Source organism: Flavobacterium odoriferum (assembly GCF_025499515.1).
Classification (GTDB): domain Bacteria; phylum Bacteroidota; class Bacteroidia; order Flavobacteriales; family Flavobacteriaceae; genus Flavobacterium; species Flavobacterium odoriferum.
The window spans coordinates 213,145-230,390 of sequence record NZ_JAMKFA010000001.1 but is presented as its reverse complement, the minus strand read 5'-3'; the positions used below and the strand labels follow the sequence as shown (position 1 = coordinate 230,390).

Below are 17,246 nucleotides of genomic sequence, written 5' to 3'. Positions count from 1 at the left end.
TTACCCAAACAACTCACTTACCACATCTTCAATTTTCGCTACTAAAACAATTTTGATTCCCGTATTTTTTAAGGAAATTTTATTGTGTTTAGAAACAAAAATAGTGGTAAATCCTAATTTTTCTGCTTCTTGAATGCGTTGTTCAATGCGGTTAACCGGTCTAATTTCTCCTGAAAGCCCTACTTCTCCTGCGAAGCAAAAACCTTCTGCAATGGCAATGTCTTCGTTTGAGGATAAAATGGCGGCAACAACGGCTAAATCAATGGCTGTATCTTCTACTGAAATTCCTCCTGTTACGTTTAAGAAAACATCTTTTGTTCCTAATCTAAAGCCAGCACGTTTTTCTAAAACGGCTAAAATCATGTTCAAGCGTTTGGCGTTGTAACCTGTGGTGCTTCGTTGCGGTGTTCCGTAAACTGCTGTGCTAACTAAAGCCTGAATTTCCAACATCAACGGGCGCATGCCTTCTAAAGTAGTGGCAATTGCAGTTCCAGAAAGTTGCTCGTCTTTGTGAGAAATCAAAATCTCAGATGGATTGTCGACTTCACGTAAACCCGAACCTTGCATTTCGTAAATACCTAATTCGGCAGTAGAACCAAATCGGTTTTTCAACGAACGTAAAATTCTATAAACGTGATTTCTATCGCCTTCAAATTGTAAAACGGTATCGACCATGTGTTCCAAAATCTTGGGCCCGGCAATGGTGCCGTCTTTCGTAATGTGTCCAATTAATAAAACAGGCACATTGGATTCTTTCGCATATTTAATCAACTCTGCCGTGCATTCTCTAATTTGAGAAATACTTCCCGCAGACGATTCTATATAATCGGTATGTAAAGTTTGAATTGAATCGATAATGACAATATCGGGTTCAATTTCTAAAATTTGACGGAAGATATTTTGGGTTTTGGTTTCGGTTAAAATGTAGCAATTATCACCAGTTGAGGTAATACGTTCGGCACGCATTTTAATCTGTTTTTGGCTTTCTTCTCCCGAAACATAAAGCGTTTTGTAAGGTAATTTTAAAGCAATCTGCAAGAGCAACGTACTTTTTCCAATCCCTGGTTCGCCACCTAACAACGTTAAGGAACCTGGAACTAGTCCGCCACCCAAAACCCGATTCAACTCGTTATCTGTTGTGTTCAATCGGATTTCTTGTGCGGTATCTATTTCTTTAATCAGTAAAGGTTTGGTGGCGGCTTTTGAAGTAGCACTTGTGGTTTTCCAAGCTACTTTTTCTTCTTTTTGAACCAATTCTTCTACAATGGTATTCCATTCTTTACAAGCGTTACATTGTCCTTGCCATTTTGAATATTGGGTACCACAATTTTGGCAAAAGAAAGCCGTTTTTACTTTACTCATTTTGTTTTATTCTGTTTTTTCTGCAGGAGTTTCCGCTGGAGCATCTTCAATAGGTTTGTCTTCTTTTCCTTTTAAAGCCTCTGCTTTATTCAGCATATAATCTTTGGTTAATTCTCTAATTTCTTCTTGTGTGTAAGCTCTTTGGTATTCTTTTAGTGCTTTTTTAAAGTTACCAGTTTTTTCATAGTACATTGCTTGATGGTATGTTCCTAAGATTGTTTTTGGGTAATGTTTTTCGGCATATTTAGACAATATTTGAAAATCTTCATAGGCTTTATTTTTCATAATTGCCGCTTCAATAGCTTTAAAGTCTGATAATCTTGGTTTGATTTGTAAACCTAATTTTGAATTTAATTCGTCATATTTTTTAATTAGATAATCAGCATAACCCGATTCTAATTTTAAAATTTTGTCTTTAAATTCTACCATTGAAATAGGTTGATAACCATCAAAAATGAAATATAATGCGTTTGGAATCGCTTTTGCCACTAGCGAATAATGTGAAGCTCCTTTAAAAGAATCGTTAAGATATTTGAAATTTGCATTTGGAATCGCTTTAATATTTGCATCTAATTCAGCTGCTTTTTCGTTGATTTCTGGCAAATCACTTTCGCCTGTAGCTTGATAATAAAATACAGGTTTTGTGATTTTTGCTAAACGTTCAGCAACTCTACTTTCCATTGCCGGAGCCATTTCAGGAGCTAACGAAATGTAGGCGTTAAAAACTGGATTGTCTTTATATAAATAAAAATTTAAAAATCCAGCAGTGGTGTCATGACCAGCAACGATTCTAAAAGGTAATGTTCTATATTTTGCTTCAACGTAAGGATATAATTCTTGTCCAACGAATTCAAAGAAATTTGCTCCTGGACCAGACGGGAATCCTGCTTCGTCAAATTCGCTATCTTTAAAACGCGTTTCTCCATTATTTTGATTAATTGCGATGATAATCATTTCTGGTAAATCGTCCCAATAACTACCATATTTTAAAATTCCTTCAAAAGGATCTAACAAATATTCACCATCTAATAAAACTAAAGTTGAATATTTTTTTTCAGGACTCGATTCGTATGAAGGTGGCGTAACAACGGTAAAAGTTCTTGTGCCTATTTTTTTTGTCTCAATCGATTCAGGGATTCGTTGTGCAAAAAGACTTGTAGTTGCTAACAAAATTAGCAAGAAAATTTTTTTCATAAGAAAATAGTTTGGTTAAATAGAGTAGCAATTTACTAATTTATTTCTTATTTAATATAGGTAAAAGTAAATAAGATAATAAACCAAGAAAAATTGTTAAAAGTGTTTGAGAAGTCCAAACTAGCCAGCCAAATGCAACACCAACATCGTTGGGTATTCCGTAAAGAGAATAAATCATGGCAATTGCTAAAGGGAAAGCTCCTAGTCCTCCATTTGTAAACCCTACAGCAAGGGTTCCGAAAATAAATCCCATTACAACTATGTCAAAACTTATATCTGCAGTTTCAGGCATTGCAAAGATGGTGACGTAAAACATCATTAAGTAAGAAAACCAAATGAAAAATGAATGAAAAATGTAATTCCATTTATCTTTCATTTTTAAGATACTTTGCATACCTTCTATTAACCCAGAAAGTTTTTGTTTTAACTTTAAAATGATGTTCCATTCGGCGTAAATCCATACTAAAATAAAAATGATAAATAGAACAAATCCAGCTAAAGTAGACCAAATTAAGGTTTCAAACTTCACGCCTTTATCTATTAAAAAAGTATAGATTTTATCAAATTGAGAGATGAAACCAACTGTAATAAAAAGAAGAACTATTAACATGTCGACTATTCGTTCGGCAACTATGGTTCCAAATGCTTTGTCAAAAGGTACATTTTCGTATTTTTTTAATAAAGCAGCTCTGGATATTTCACCTGAACGTGGAATGGTTAAGTTAACTAAATATGAAACACAAACAGTCATTAAATCATTATGAAATTTAGTTTGATAACCTAAATGCTGTAAAGCAAATTTCCAACGATAAGCTCTTGACCAATAACCAAATAAAGCAATAAAAAGTGATAGAAAAATATAAAAGTAATTTGCTTTTAAAAAGCTAACTTTAATTTTTTCTAATTCTTCAGGAGTTAATGTCGTAAATTGATAATAAATAATACCTATTCCAATAAGTAATGGAATAATTAAGCTTAAAAATTTACGGAATGGCGTTTTCAAACTACGTTAAGGAGTTGTCTTTTTCGTTAGGGAAAACTAATGTAGGTTTGAATTTTTTTGCTTCTTCAAAGTCCATAATTCCATACGAAATAATAATAACGATATCACCTCTGTGTACTTTTCGAGCAGCGGGTCCGTTTAATGTGATTTCGCCAGTATTTCTTGGTCCTTTGATGGCATACGTTTCTAATCGTTCTCCATTGTTGATGTTAACGATTTGTACTTTTTCGCCTTCGATAATGTTAGAAGCTTCCATTAACGCTTCGTCAATGGTTATACTTCCTATGTAATTCAAATCGGCACCTGTTACAGTTACTCTATGAATTTTTGATTTTACTACTTGAATTTGCATGATGCAAAGGTAATTAATTTAGTGAAATATTATCAATTAATCTAATTTTCTCAATAAAAACAGCAATGAATCCGCGGTATTTTTTGGTTACATCTTTTGTTTCTGCGGATAAAAGCGTTTCTTCATCGGCAATTTCAAAATATTCTAATTCAAATTCAGGATGTTTTTTAAACGATTTTTCTACAAATTTAATCGTTTCTTTAATCGTTTCTGTTTGAAAAATTTCTTTCGCTTTGGTTAAAATTTCAAAAATGAGTGCAGCTTTTTTTCGAGCTTCTGGCGAAAGCCTTTCATTTCGAGAACTCATTGCCAAACCACTTTTTTCTCTAAAAATTGCACAACCTATAATTTGAACAGGCAACTTGTGTTTTGAGACTAATTTTTTTACAATTTGTAGTTGTTGAAAGTCTTTTTCACCAAAATATGCTTTGTTGGGTTGAATTATTTCGAACAGTCGTTTAACAATTGTTCCCACACCATCAAAATGTCCAGGGCGATGCATTCCTTCCATTTGATGTTCTAAACCGTCATATTCAAATGATTGTGAAACTGTATTTCCTTCGTAAATATCTGAAACAGAAGGTGCATAAACAATAATTTTATTGCTAACAACGCTCATTTTTTCAACATCTTTTTCAAGTGTTCTTGGATATTTTTCAAGGTCTTCAGCATTGTTAAATTGCGTTGGATTCACAAAAATACTCATCACTGTAATATCGTTTTCGTCAAGTGATTTTTCTAACAAAGACAAGTGTCCTTCATGAAGTGCACCCATAGTTGGAACAAATCCAATAGATTTATTTTGATTAATTAATGGGCTTAAAAAAGCACTTAAATCAGACTTTTTATTAAAAATGAGCATTTTTATAATGGTTAATTCAGATGCAAACTTACTATTTTAGTGGATAAATCCATAAAATTTTGTAATTTTGCAAGGTTTTTTAAAACAATAATTAACTAGAATACATTATGGAAGACAAGAGGATATTGTATGTATCATCTGAAGTGGTGCCCTATTTAGCTGAAAACGAAGTCTCGTTGCAATCGTATGAAATGCCAAAAATGATTAATGAATTAGGCGGTCAAATACGAATTTTTATGCCTAGATATGGTAATATTAACGAAAGAAGACATCAATTGCATGAAGTTATCCGTTTATCAGGAATGAACTTAGTGGTCAATGATATGGATATGCCTCTAATTATTAAAGTAGCTTCAATTCCGAAAGAGAGAATTCAGGTTTATTTTATTGATAATGACGAATATTTCAAAAGAAAAGCAACTTTTTCAGACGAAGAAGGTGTTTTATATCCAGATAACGATGAAAGAGCTATTTTCTTTGCTAAAGGAGTAGTTGAAACGGTAAAAAAATTAAACTGGGTTCCTGATGTAATTCATGTTCACGGTTGGATGGCAGCTTTATTACCAGTTTATTTGAAGCATTATTATAAAGATGAAGGTATTTTTGCAGAAACAAAAATCATATCTTCGGTTTACGAGCAAGGTTTTGAAGGTGAATTAGATGCCAATTTAATGAGTAAAATATTGTTTGATAATATTTCAAAAGAAGCAATTGATGTGATTGAAAAGCCAACGTATGAAAACTTAATGAAGCTTTCTGTTTTGCATTCAGATGCTGTGGTTGTTGGTTCTGAAGGGCTTTCTCCAACTTTAACAAAATATATAGAAAGTTCAAACAAACCTTTTTTACCTTTCGCCTCGAAAGACACAATTAAAGAAGTGTATACTTCGTTTATTAAGAATCACGTATTATAAAAAGGGTCACATTACTATGAAAAGCATTTTTTTAAAAATAACATTACTATTAGCAACTTTTTTCGCATTTACTTCATGTGATAAAGATTTTAATTCATTGGATTCTGATTTAGCAGATGATACTCATTTTAATCTTGAAAAATACCCAGTTGAAAATTTAAAAGCTTATTCAAAAGCTACGGGTCCAGTTCAGTCAAACAACTTGCCTATTAATGCATTAGGAATTTATGAAAATCCTTATTTTGGAACTACCAAAGCGCATTTTGTAAGTCAAGTAGAATTAGCTAATACCAATCCAACAATTGGTGATTCACCCGTTATAGATTCAGTTTATTTGTATGTCCCATATTTTAGCACATTAAAGTCAACATCAGATTCTGGGGAAAGAATTTACGAACTTGATTCTGTTTATGGTTATTCTGAAGACGCAAAGTTTAAACTTCATGTATACGAAAATGGATATTTTTTAAGAGATTTTGATCCTGATGAAGATTTCGAATCTACTCAAAAATACTATACAAACGACAAAAGTTTAGTTGATGCTTATAAAGGTACAGAATTACTTAATAACAGTTCAAAACTTTCTCAAAATGAAGAATTTGTTGTTAGTAACAAAGAAATTTATATATATAAAACTAATGGAAGTGGGTTGTATGTAGATGCTGCAGGAGCTGTTTTAACAAATCAAACAGATCCTTCATTAAGGGTAATTAAGGAGCGAAAAACACCAGGATTATGGTTGGATTTAAAAAATAGCTTTTTCCAACAAAAAATATTAGATGCTGCTGCTTCTGGTGTTTTATTTAACAATAATACTTTTAAAGATTATTTTAGAGGTTTGTTGTTTGAAGTAGAAGAGATTAATCCAGGTCAAGGTTCAATTGCAATGTTAGATTTTTCAAGTGCAGAATTTAAAATACTTTTCAAATCTTCAATTGGAGGAGGTGATGCGCTTAGAAGAACACTAAGTTTGCAAATGGGTTACAAAACAACTTCAAGCAAGAAAAGTAATTGTGTAAATTTTATCGAGCATTCAAAAAGTGCAGCATATAGCTCTGCTTTGTCAAGTTCAGACGAAGTTAATGGAGATGATAGGCTTTATATTAAAGGTGGAGATGGCTCTGTTGTTTTTATAGATGCTTTTAACGATGCTGAATTAGCCTCTCTAAGAAACGAAATGTTAACAAAAAAGTGGCTTGTAAACGAAGCTAGTTTAACGTTTTATATTGATAGAGATGAAGATGCAATGGGGAATGTAGATTCAGAAGAAGAGCCTGAAAGAATTTACATTTTTGATGCAACTAATAACAAGCCTATTTTGGATTATTATGCAGATAATTCAACTAGTTCAGATGTTAAAAAAAATAAAAGCTCTTTTGGAGGAATTATTCAAAGAGAAAAGGTTGAAGATATAAATGGCAATAAAAAAGGAATTAAATATAAAGTTAAACTTACGGAATATATTAAGCAACTCATCAAAAATGAAAATGATGCTTATGATGATAATTTAAGATTAGGACTTACGGTGATAGAGTCGATAAATATTCCAGAAAATGCGTTTATTAATCCAGCAAATCCTATTACTATAGGGTCTGATGTGGTAAAATTTGTACCAGTTTCTTCTGTTATGAATCCTTTAGGAACAGTATTACATGGTCCGTTGAGCACTGCAACTTACGAGGATGAAAATGGAAATATTGTCCCAATGAAATTACAACTTGAAATTTATTTCACTAAACCTAATAATTAATATAACATGTGTGGAATTGTAGGTTATATTGGTCATAGAGACGCATATCCTGTAATCATAAAAGGATTACACAGATTAGAATATAGAGGTTATGATAGTGCAGGTATTGTGCTATATGACGGAAAAGATTTAAAATTATCAAAAACCAAAGGAAAAGTTTCTGACCTTGAAGCTAAAGCAGAAAGCGAAAAAACAACTATTGGTAAAATAGGTATGGGACACACACGCTGGGCAACTCATGGAGTTCCTAATGATGTAAATTCACATCCGCATTTCTCTAATTCGGGGAAATTAGTAATTATTCATAATGGAATCATCGAAAATTATGAGCCATTAAAACAAGAATTAATAAAAAGAGGTTACACTTTCAAGTCTGATACTGATACAGAAGTATTGGTAAACTTGATTGAAGAGGTTAAGAAAAAAGAAAACTGTAAACTAGGAAAAGCAGTTCAAGTTGCTCTAAACCAGGTTATTGGTGCTTATGCGATTGCGGTAATTGATGTTGAAAAACCAGATGAGATTATTGTTGCTCGTTTAGGAAGTCCTTTAGCAATTGGAATTGGTGAAGATGAGTTTTTCATTGCATCAGATGCTACTCCATTTATAGAATATACTTCAAACGCTATTTATTTAGAAGATGAAGAAATGGCTATTGTGCGTTTACACAAACCATTAAAAGTTAGAAAAATCAAAGATGATTCATTAGTTGATCCTTACATTCAAGAGCTTCAATTAAACCTTGAGCAAATTGAAAAAGGCGGTTACGATCATTTCATGATGAAAGAAATATACGAACAACCAAGTGTAATCAAAGATACTTATAGAGGTAGACTTTTGGCAAACAAAGGGATTATCCAAATGTCAGGTGTTGAAGATAATTTAGAAAAGTTCTTAAACGCAAAACGAATCCTTATTGTGGCTTGTGGAACTTCATGGCATGCAGGATTAGTTGCAGAATATATTATCGAAGAATTTTCAAGAATTCCGGTAGAAGTAGAATACGCATCAGAATTCAGATATAGAAATCCAATCATTAATAAGGATGATGTTGTTATTGCAATTTCACAATCAGGTGAAACAGCAGATACGTTAGCAGCAATCAAATTGGCTAAAGAAAACGGAGCATTTGTATTCGGAGTTTGCAATGTGGTAGGTTCTTCAATTTCTCGTGAAACACATGCAGGAGCTTACACGCACGCAGGTCCAGAAATCGGAGTAGCATCTACAAAAGCATTTACAACTCAAATTACTATTCTTACTTTGTTAGCACTACGTTTAGCAAAAGCAAAAGGAACAATGAATAATTCAGATTACCAACGTTATTTATTGGAATTGGAATTAATGCCAGAAAAAGTTCAAGAGGCTTTGTTAACTAATGATGTGGCTAAACAAATTGCCGAAATTTACAAAGACGCAACCAATTGCCTATACTTAGGAAGAGGTTATAACTTCCCAGTAGCTTTAGAAGGCGCATTAAAACTAAAAGAAATTTCATACATCCACGCAGAAGGGTATCCAGCAGCAGAAATGAAGCACGGGCCAATTGCATTGATTGACGAACATATGCCAGTAATTGTAATTGCGCCAAACAAAGGACATTATGATAAAGTGGTAAGTAATATTCAAGAAATAAAATCGAGAAGCGGAAAAATTATTGCCGTAGTTACTAAAGGAGATACACAAGTTAAAGCTTTGGCAGACCACGTAATTGAAATTCCAGAAACAAACGAACCGTTTACACCATTATTAACTACAATTCCGTTACAATTATTATCGTATCATATTGCAGTTCTGAGAGGTTGTAATGTCGATCAACCTAGGAATTTAGCAAAATCCGTTACCGTAGAATAACATTTTAAAAGCGAAATTGGAAGATTTCGCTTTTTTATTGCAAAAAATTCAAAAAATAAATTGCAAAATTGTTTTAGAAAAAACTATCTTTGCACTCGGAAAAATACATCATTTTTTCAACATTAATTAGCTATTAAATAAATACATAAGCAATGTCTAGAATCACAGGAAAAGTTGCACAAATTATCGGGCCAGTTGTTGACGTCGTTTTTAATGACTCAAATAACGAATTACCTAAAATTTACGATTCATTAGAAATCACTAAAAAAGATGGTACTTTATTAGTACTTGAAGTTCAATCTCACATTGGTGAAAACACTGTTCGTACCATTTCTATGGACTCTACAGATGGTTTGGCAAGAGGAGCAGAAGTAGTTGCTACTGGTGCTGCAATTCAAATGCCAATTGGGGCTGACGTTTTTGGTCGTTTATTTAATGTAATTGGTGATGCAATCGACGGTTTAGGAGATTTACCTAAATCTGGCGCAAATGGTTTACCAATCCACAGACCAGCTCCAAAATTTGAAGACTTATCAACTTCTTCTGAAGTTTTATTTACAGGAATCAAAGTAATCGACCTTATTGAGCCTTATGCAAAAGGAGGAAAAATTGGATTATTTGGTGGTGCCGGAGTAGGTAAAACGGTATTGATTCAGGAGTTGATTAACAATATTGCAAAAGGACACGGTGGACTTTCAGTATTCGCAGGAGTAGGTGAAAGAACACGTGAAGGAAATGACTTACTTCGTGAGATGTTAGAGTCAGGAATTATTAAATATGGTGACGATTTCATGCACTCTATGGAAAATGGAGGATGGGATTTGTCTAAAGTAGATATGCCAGGAATGAGAGAGTCTAAAGCTACTTTCGTTTTCGGACAAATGAATGAGCCACCTGGAGCTCGTGCTCGTGTAGCACTTTCAGGATTATCTATCGCTGAATATTTCCGTGATGGAGCTGGATCTGACCAAGGTAAAGATGTATTATTCTTCGTTGATAATATCTTCCGTTTTACACAAGCAGGTTCTGAAGTATCGGCTTTATTAGGTCGTATGCCATCTGCAGTAGGGTACCAACCTACATTAGCAACTGAAATGGGTGCGATGCAAGAGCGTATTACTTCAACTAAAAAAGGATCTATTACATCTGTACAAGCGGTTTACGTACCTGCGGATGACTTAACTGACCCTGCACCAGCAACAACGTTTGCTCACTTAGATGCAACAACAGTATTGTCTCGTAAAATTGCTGAGTTAGGTATTTATCCAGCGGTAGATCCATTAGATTCTACTTCTCGTATCTTAACTCCAGAAATCTTAGGAAACGAGCATTATGACTGTGCTCAAAGAGTAAAAGAGATTCTTCAAAAATACAAACAATTACAAGATATCATCGCCATCTTAGGTATGGAAGAGTTATCTGAAGAAGATAAATTAGCAGTATCTCGTGCACGTCGTGTACAACGTTTCTTATCTCAACCTTTCCACGTAGCGGAGCAATTTACTGGTATTCCTGGAGTATTGGTTGATATTAAAGAAACTATCAAAGGATTTAACATGATTATGGACGGTGAATTAGATCACTTACCAGAAGCAGCGTTCAACCTTAAAGGTACTATCGAAGAAGCTATCGAAGCTGGACAAAAAATGTTAGCAGAAGCATAATTTAGTGTTCAGTGTTCAGTTTCAGTATTCAGTTACTTAAGCTAATCACTAATCACTATTCACTAATCACTAAGTAATATGATTTTAGAAATAGTATCACCAGAAGCTACATTGTTTAAAGGAGAAGTTACTTCGGTAGCAGTTCCTGGAATTAACGGTGAGTTTCAAATGCTAAATAATCACGCACCTATTGTTTCATTATTGGCAAAAGGGAACGTGAAAATCAATGCTCAAAACATTAAAATTGAAAAAGAATTCGTTTCTAAATTCAATAAAGTAAATGAGCAAACGTATTGGTTACCTATTAATTCAGGTACCATAGAAATGAATGAAAACAAGATTATTGTTTTAGCCGACTAAGACAATAAGATTTATAGTAAAAAGTCCTGCAATTTGCGGGACTTTTTTTGTTTTATTACTTTATGATTGAATTGTAAGCAAGATTTAATTTACTTACCACAATTTCAATTTCTTCTTCATTCAAATGTCCGAATCCAAAACGAATGGCACACGTATTTTTATCTTGATAAAGAATGGTCTTTGGCAGAAAGACATCTAATTTCGAAACTTCTTCAGCAAGTTGAATCAATGATATGGAAGGATTAAATTCAATCCAAATGGCTAATCCACCAGAAGGCTTTTTAAATCGAATGGCTTCATTGAAATATCGTTTCAAACATTCGCAAGCAAAATCTCTTCTTTGTTTGTAAACGATGGTATTCTTTTTCAGTAAACGATGAATTTCACCTTCATAAATTAATTCCGAAAGTACTTGTTCTTGAATTAAATCGCCTTGTTTGTCTAACATTTGCAAATAGTTTTTGGCTTCCGAAATCAAATTTTCAGGAGCCACCACAAATCCTGTTTGAAAATTAGGAAACAACGATTGCCCTAACTTTCCAAGATAAATCACCATCCCGTTTCCGTCAGAACTTGCCATAGGTAACATAGCTGAACCTTCGAGTTGAAAATCGTAATCAAAATCATCTTCAATTATGGCAAATTGGTATTTCTTGGCAAGTTGTAAAAGTTGTAATCTTCGTTCAGCAGACAAAGTATTTGTTGTCGGATAATCGCGATTGGAACACACATAAACACATCGGATTTTGCCTTTTGTAAAATGTTTTTCTATGTAATTAATATCTAATCCATTTTCATCAACTGGAATCGTTTTGATATTGGCTCCAGCTTCTTGAAAAATCATGTTGGCATTATAGTTACTCAAATTACCAACCAATACCACATCTTTTTTACGAATTAGAAGTTGCGAGATGATGTATAAACTCATTTCTGTACTTCTTGTACTGATTAAGTTTGTGGGTTTGATATGAAATCCTCGGGTTGCATTTAAAAAATTACACAATTGATTTTCAAACGCAGAATAGTTATTTTTCGATGCATTGTTCCATTTTGAAATCAACGATTTTCGTTTCATTGATGTGCCGTACCATTTTGAAAATTCGTGAATAGGGTGTAATCTTAAATCGGGTTGACCGTCGTTTAAAAAGTATTTTGCTTCCGAAAATTCTTGTGTTGAAGCTAAGTGAAACGAAGTCTGAAATGGGAATCCCGTAGTTTTAGGATAACTATATGCATCGTTTATTTTATTAGATCTCGCTTTAATGGAAGCTGTTTTTGGTTTTGGAACCAAGATAAAAGTGCCTTTGTTTGGAATGATTTCAACCCGGCCTTGTGAAGCTAATTCGTCATAAACCGCAACTGCAGTATTTCTATGAATGTTAAGTAATTGGCTGAAAACTCGGGTTCCAGGCAAAGCCATTCCTTCTTTTAGATAACCTCTTTGTATCGCATTTATAATTTGTTGAGAAATTTGAATATATACGGAAGTAGCACTCGTTTTATCAAAGTGAATAAGCTCTTTCAATACTAAATTAACCGGACTATCTTTCATTTTAAAACTGGACTATTCTAATCGTCCGGAAAGTTACGACTTTTGCACTGTTTTAAAATAAACTTCAAATGAAAAATAAATACTTTTTATCTGCCTTGCTTTTAAGTGCTTTACTTGGAAATGCACAAGAAACAGAATTAAAAACCGATTCTCTTAAAGAAGTTGTAGTTACTTCTTCTCGAATTGATTTGCCTTTTAAAGAAAACTCAAGAACTATTCAAATTGTTACCGCTGAAGACATCAAAAAATTAGGCGTTACCAACGTTGCAGATGCTTTACAACAAGTTGCAGGAATTGACGTAAGACGTCAAGGTGTAAATGGAATGCAAGCCGATTTATACATCAGAGGTGGAAGTTTTGATCAAACGTTACTTTTAATAGATGGAATTAAAGTTGATGATGCTCAAACAGGTCACCATACTTTAAATTTGGCTTTGCCAATTGATGTTATAGAACGCATTGAAGTAATAAAAGGTCCAGCTGCTCGTGTTTTTGGACAAAATGCTTTTACTGGAGCGGTTAATATTGTTACAAAAGATGTAGAAGATAATTCTTTGATTGCGAAAGTACAAGGTGGTTCTTTTGGTCAATTTATTGCTGAAGCTACTGGTGCAGTTAGTTTAAAAGAAAGTAGTCATATCGTGCATTTTTCGAAGAATTTTTCAGAAGGATATCGTTATAATACCGATTTTGACAACACCAATTATGTGTTGAAAAGTCAATTCAATAAAAATAAATTACCTATTGAATTATTGACAAGCTATTCAGAAAGAAAATTTGGAGCAAATGGGTTTTATGGTTTCACTAGTTATATTGATCAATATGAAGAAACTCAAGCGAGTTTAGTTGGTCTTTCAACGGTAATCAAGAAAGGAAATTTCACATGGAAACCAAGAATTTATTGGCGCAGAAATCAAGATTTGTATTTGTTAATTAGAAACAATCCGTCAGCATACAGAAATTTACACATTACAAATAAAATTGCGGTTGAATTAAATGGGTCGCACCAATCTAAAATTGGCATTACAGGATTTGGTGTAGAATTTTCTAAATATTATATTTCTAGTAATAGGTTAGGTGACAATCAAAGAGAAATTGCCTCTTTGTTTTTAGAACATCGTTTTCAGTTTTTTAACAACATTATAGATGTTACGCCAGGAATTTCTGCTTCTTATTTTTCAGATTTTGATAATCAGATTTTTCCAGGGTTAGATTTTGGAGTAAAAATTTCTGAAAAATTTAGAGCTTATGGAAATATTGGAACGTCTTTTAGACTTCCAACGTATACTAATTTATATTATGTTTCGCCAACAACAATTAGTAATCCAAATTTAGAAACAGAAGAAGCTTTTTCTCAAGAAGTTGGATTTAAATATTTAAGTAAAAATATTAATGTTTCGCTAGCTGCATTTAATCGAGATGCTGATAATTTAATTGACTATGTACGTGAAAATGCTTCAGATGCTTGGCAAGCGCAAAATATTCAACATGTAAACACAAAAGGATATGAAGCCAATATAGAATATAAATTTCTATTAAATCAATTACCTCAAAAAATTCAATTAGGTTATTCTTTCTTAGATAATGATGTTAAAAAAAGCGAAGCGAATTTTTCACAATATTCGATTAATTCTATAAAACACCAATTCGTTGGGAATTATGCAATGGAATGGTTCAAAAATTTTAGCAATTCAATTGGGTATAGATATGTGGAAAGAACTTCAGGAGTAAGCTATAATGTTTGGGATGTCAGTGCTTCGTATCAATTAAAAGCTTTAGAATTTTCAGTATATGCTAATAATATTTTCAATACAGAATATGTAGAAGCAGGAATGGTTCCTATGCCAAAAGGAAATATTTTATTTGGAATGAAATATTTGTTTAAATAGAAGGTTAGTTAAGAAGAAAAAAGGACTACATTTTTGTAGTCCTTTTTTATTGAAATTTTATTCACGTAATTGCATAAAAAAGTCCCGATTTAATCGGGACTTTGTTCTTTCTAGGTAATCAAAAAATAATATATATTAGTCTTCGATAACTACTACTTGAGCAGCTACTTTACCTTTTCTTCCTTCTTCTTCTTCGTAGCTAACTGCATCACCTTCATTAAGAGATTCAACTCTCATTCCGCTTGCGTGTACGAAAATGTCTTTTCCTGTTTCATCATCTGTAATAAAACCGTAACCTTTTGATTCATTGAAGAATTTAACTTTGCCTGTGCGCATTTTTGTAATATAAAAAAATTAATAATAGTCAAAGATATACTTATTTCTGACACGAACAAGAAAAAGTTAAAAATATTTCAAAATTACTGATTATCAGTGTCTTCTTTTTTCTTTGAACTTAAGTTTAGCATTCTTTCTCTCGTTTCTTTGTTCTTAAATCTTGAATATAAAAACAATGGCATTAAAACGAAAGCAACTAATAAAATTCCAATTCCAATCCATTTATCGCCATTTAAGCCGTTGTTTTTTTGGAAATATCCAAAAGAAATTAGGCAAGCAATGATTGCGATAAGACCAATTAGAATCTTTTTCATGTTATCTTAATTTAATATGTAATTCTTGTAATTGCGCTTCATCAATTGTAGATGGAGCATCAATCATTACATCTCTTCCTGAGTTGTTTTTTGGGAAAGCAATAAAATCACGAATCGTTTCTTGTCCACCTAAAATAGAAACTAATCTATCCAAACCGAAAGCTAAACCTCCGTGTGGTGGTGCTCCAAATTCGAAAGCACTCATTAAGAATCCAAACTGCGCTTGCGCTTCTTCTTTGCTGAAACCTAACAAATCAAACATTCTGCTTTGTAAATCTCTATCGTGAATACGAATAGAACCTCCACCAATTTCGTTTCCGTTTAATACCATATCGTAAGCATTAGCACGAACTTTTCCTGGTTCGGTTTCAATTAATGCCATGTCTTCTGGTTTTGGAGAAGTAAACGGGTGGTGCATTGCGTGGTATCTTCCGCTTTCTTCATCCCATTCTAATAAAGGGAAATCTACTACCCATAATGGCGCAAATTCGTCTGATTTTCTCAAACCTAAACGAGTAGCCACTTCCATACGAAGAGCTGATAATTGTGTTCTTGTCTTATCTGCTTTTCCTGATAATACTAAAATTAAATCACCTGGTTTTGCGTTGGTAATTTCAGCCCATTTTTTCAAATCTTCTTGGTCGTAGAATTTATCTACAGATGATTTGAAAGTTCCATCTTCTTCACATTTTACATATACCATTCCCGAAGCTCCAACTTGAGGGCGTTTTACCCAATCAATTAAAGCGTCAATTTCTTTTCTTGTATAATTTGCACAGCCTGGTGCAGCGATTCCAACTACTAATTCAGCTGAATTGAATACTGGGAAATCTTTATGTTGGGCTACAGCATTCAACTCGCCAAATTTCATTTCAAAACGAATGTCTGGTTTGTCATTACCGTAGGTTTTCATGGCGTAATCGTAAGTAATTCTTGGGAATTTATCTACTTCAATTCCTTTGATTTCTTTTAGTAAATGACGTGTTAAACCTTCAAACATGTTTAAAATGTCTTCTTGTTCTACGAACGCCATTTCACAGTCGATTTGAGTAAATTCTGGTTGACGGTCAGCACGTAAATCTTCGTCACGGAAACATTTCACAATTTGGAAATATTTATCCATGCCACCTACCATCAATAACTGTTTGAACGTTTGTGGCGATTGAGGAAGTGCGTAAAATTGTCCTTCGTTCATTCTGCTTGGTACCACGAAATCACGTGCACCTTCTGGAGTAGATTTAATTAAATAAGGCGTTTCAACATCACAAAATCCTTGGTCTGAAAGATATTTTCTAACTTCCATTGATACTTTATGACGAAACAATAAGTTGTTTTTAACCGGATTTCTTCTGATATCTAAATAACGGTATTTCATACGAATGTCTTCACCACCATCAGTTTCGTCTTCGATAGTAAATGGAGGTAATTGTGCCTCGTTTAAAATAGTTAATTCAGTAACTAAAATTTCAACGTCACCAGTTGCCATATTTGGGTTTTTAGAAACACGCTCAATAACAGTTCCTTTGATTTGAATAACAAATTCTCTTCCTAAAGATTTTGCTTTTTCAATAACGGCTTTGTTGGTTCTTTGTTCATCAAAGATTAATTGCGTGATACCATAACGGTCACGTAAATCAACCCAAATCATAAATCCTTTATCTCTCGATTTTTGAACCCAACCAGCAAGGGTAACTTCTGTATTAATATGTGATGCGTTTAGTTCGCCGCAATTATGACTTCTATACATTTTGAAAAATTTTATGCAAATGTAGTAACAAATATTAATTTTTTAAGTCTAAATTTATTAGATTTGATAACAGAAATATTTTAATCCAAAAAA

General features: G+C 33.1%; 15 protein-coding genes. 6 read left to right on the top strand and 9 right to left on the bottom strand.

Features of this window, described 5'->3' with window-relative positions; translation table 11 throughout:
• Genes radA through panC form a run of 5 tightly spaced genes read right to left on the bottom strand, consistent with a single transcriptional unit; the run spans position 1 to position 4,773 of the window.
• A complete protein-coding gene (gene radA, locus M9Q43_RS01045) occupies positions 1–1,362 on the bottom strand; it encodes a DNA repair protein RadA (protein ID WP_153201170.1) in 1,362 nt (453 codons plus the stop codon).
• A 6-nt stretch (positions 1,363–1,368) separates the two neighbouring features.
• Positions 1,369–2,556: an alpha/beta hydrolase gene (locus M9Q43_RS01040; RefSeq protein WP_262317127.1), complete on the bottom strand. Its 1,188-nt coding sequence runs from the start codon at positions 2,554–2,556 to the stop codon at positions 1,369–1,371.
• 40 nt (positions 2,557–2,596) lie between these two features.
• A complete protein-coding gene (locus M9Q43_RS01035; RefSeq protein WP_262317126.1) occupies positions 2,597–3,559 on the bottom strand; it encodes a lysylphosphatidylglycerol synthase transmembrane domain-containing protein in 963 nt (320 codons plus the stop codon).
• A 1-nt stretch (position 3,560) separates the two neighbouring features.
• Complete coding sequence (panD, locus tag M9Q43_RS01030) at positions 3,561–3,911, bottom strand: aspartate 1-decarboxylase (RefSeq protein ID WP_008255780.1); 351 nt, start codon at positions 3,909–3,911, stop codon at positions 3,561–3,563.
• Positions 3,912–3,924: 13 nt separating this feature from the next.
• On the bottom strand, positions 3,925–4,773 hold the full coding sequence (gene panC, locus M9Q43_RS01025) for a pantoate--beta-alanine ligase (RefSeq protein ID WP_262317125.1): 849 nt from the start codon (positions 4,771–4,773) through the stop codon (positions 3,925–3,927).
• Between the two features lie 107 nt (positions 4,774–4,880).
• On the opposite strand from panC, the gene M9Q43_RS01020 reads away from it, so the two are divergent.
• The 5 genes from M9Q43_RS01020 (at position 4,881) to M9Q43_RS01000 (ending at position 11,315) form a co-directional block, all read left to right on the top strand.
• Complete coding sequence (locus M9Q43_RS01020; RefSeq protein ID WP_262317124.1) at positions 4,881–5,687, top strand: glycogen/starch synthase; 807 nt, start codon at positions 4,881–4,883, stop codon at positions 5,685–5,687.
• A 16-nt stretch (positions 5,688–5,703) separates the two neighbouring features.
• Positions 5,704–7,437, top strand: coding sequence for a DUF4270 domain-containing protein (locus M9Q43_RS01015; RefSeq protein WP_262317123.1), 1,734 nt, complete (start codon positions 5,704–5,706; stop codon positions 7,435–7,437).
• Positions 7,438–7,443: 6 nt separating this feature from the next.
• Positions 7,444–9,291: a glutamine--fructose-6-phosphate transaminase (isomerizing) gene (gene glmS / locus M9Q43_RS01010; protein WP_111566307.1), complete on the top strand. Its 1,848-nt coding sequence runs from the start codon at positions 7,444–7,446 to the stop codon at positions 9,289–9,291.
• A gap of 152 nt (positions 9,292–9,443) precedes the next feature.
• Positions 9,444–10,955 carry a F0F1 ATP synthase subunit beta gene (gene atpD, locus M9Q43_RS01005; protein WP_262317122.1) on the top strand — a complete coding sequence of 504 codons (1,512 nt, stop codon included), beginning with the start codon at positions 9,444–9,446 and terminating at the stop codon, positions 10,953–10,955.
• Positions 10,956–11,033: 78 nt separating this feature from the next.
• Positions 11,034–11,315 (top strand): F0F1 ATP synthase subunit epsilon, encoded by a 282-nt coding sequence (locus M9Q43_RS01000; RefSeq protein ID WP_026725933.1) that lies wholly within the window; start codon positions 11,034–11,036, stop codon positions 11,313–11,315.
• 55 nt (positions 11,316–11,370) lie between these two features.
• Here M9Q43_RS01000 and M9Q43_RS00995 read toward each other — a convergent pair whose 3' ends face one another.
• Positions 11,371–12,867, bottom strand: coding sequence for an aminotransferase-like domain-containing protein (locus tag M9Q43_RS00995; protein ID WP_262317121.1), 1,497 nt, complete (start codon positions 12,865–12,867; stop codon positions 11,371–11,373).
• Positions 12,868–12,935: 68 nt separating this feature from the next.
• Here M9Q43_RS00995 and M9Q43_RS00990 point away from each other — a divergent pair, with 68 nt between their 5' ends.
• Entirely contained in the window at positions 12,936–14,756 is a 1,821-nt protein-coding gene (locus tag M9Q43_RS00990; RefSeq protein WP_262317120.1) for a TonB-dependent receptor plug domain-containing protein, read from the top strand.
• A 135-nt stretch (positions 14,757–14,891) separates the two neighbouring features.
• Here M9Q43_RS00990 and M9Q43_RS00985 read toward each other — a convergent pair whose 3' ends face one another.
• From M9Q43_RS00985 to aspS, 3 genes are all read right to left on the bottom strand, one after another.
• Complete coding sequence (locus M9Q43_RS00985; RefSeq protein WP_008255794.1) at positions 14,892–15,092, bottom strand: cold-shock protein; 201 nt, start codon at positions 15,090–15,092, stop codon at positions 14,892–14,894.
• A gap of 83 nt (positions 15,093–15,175) precedes the next feature.
• Positions 15,176–15,406 carry a hypothetical protein gene (locus M9Q43_RS00980; protein ID WP_262317119.1) on the bottom strand — a complete coding sequence of 77 codons (231 nt, stop codon included), beginning with the start codon at positions 15,404–15,406 and terminating at the stop codon, positions 15,176–15,178.
• A gap of 1 nt (position 15,407) precedes the next feature.
• A complete protein-coding gene (aspS, locus tag M9Q43_RS00975; protein ID WP_262317118.1) occupies positions 15,408–17,153 on the bottom strand; it encodes an aspartate--tRNA ligase in 1,746 nt (581 codons plus the stop codon).
• Between the last annotated feature and the right edge of the window lie 93 nt (positions 17,154–17,246).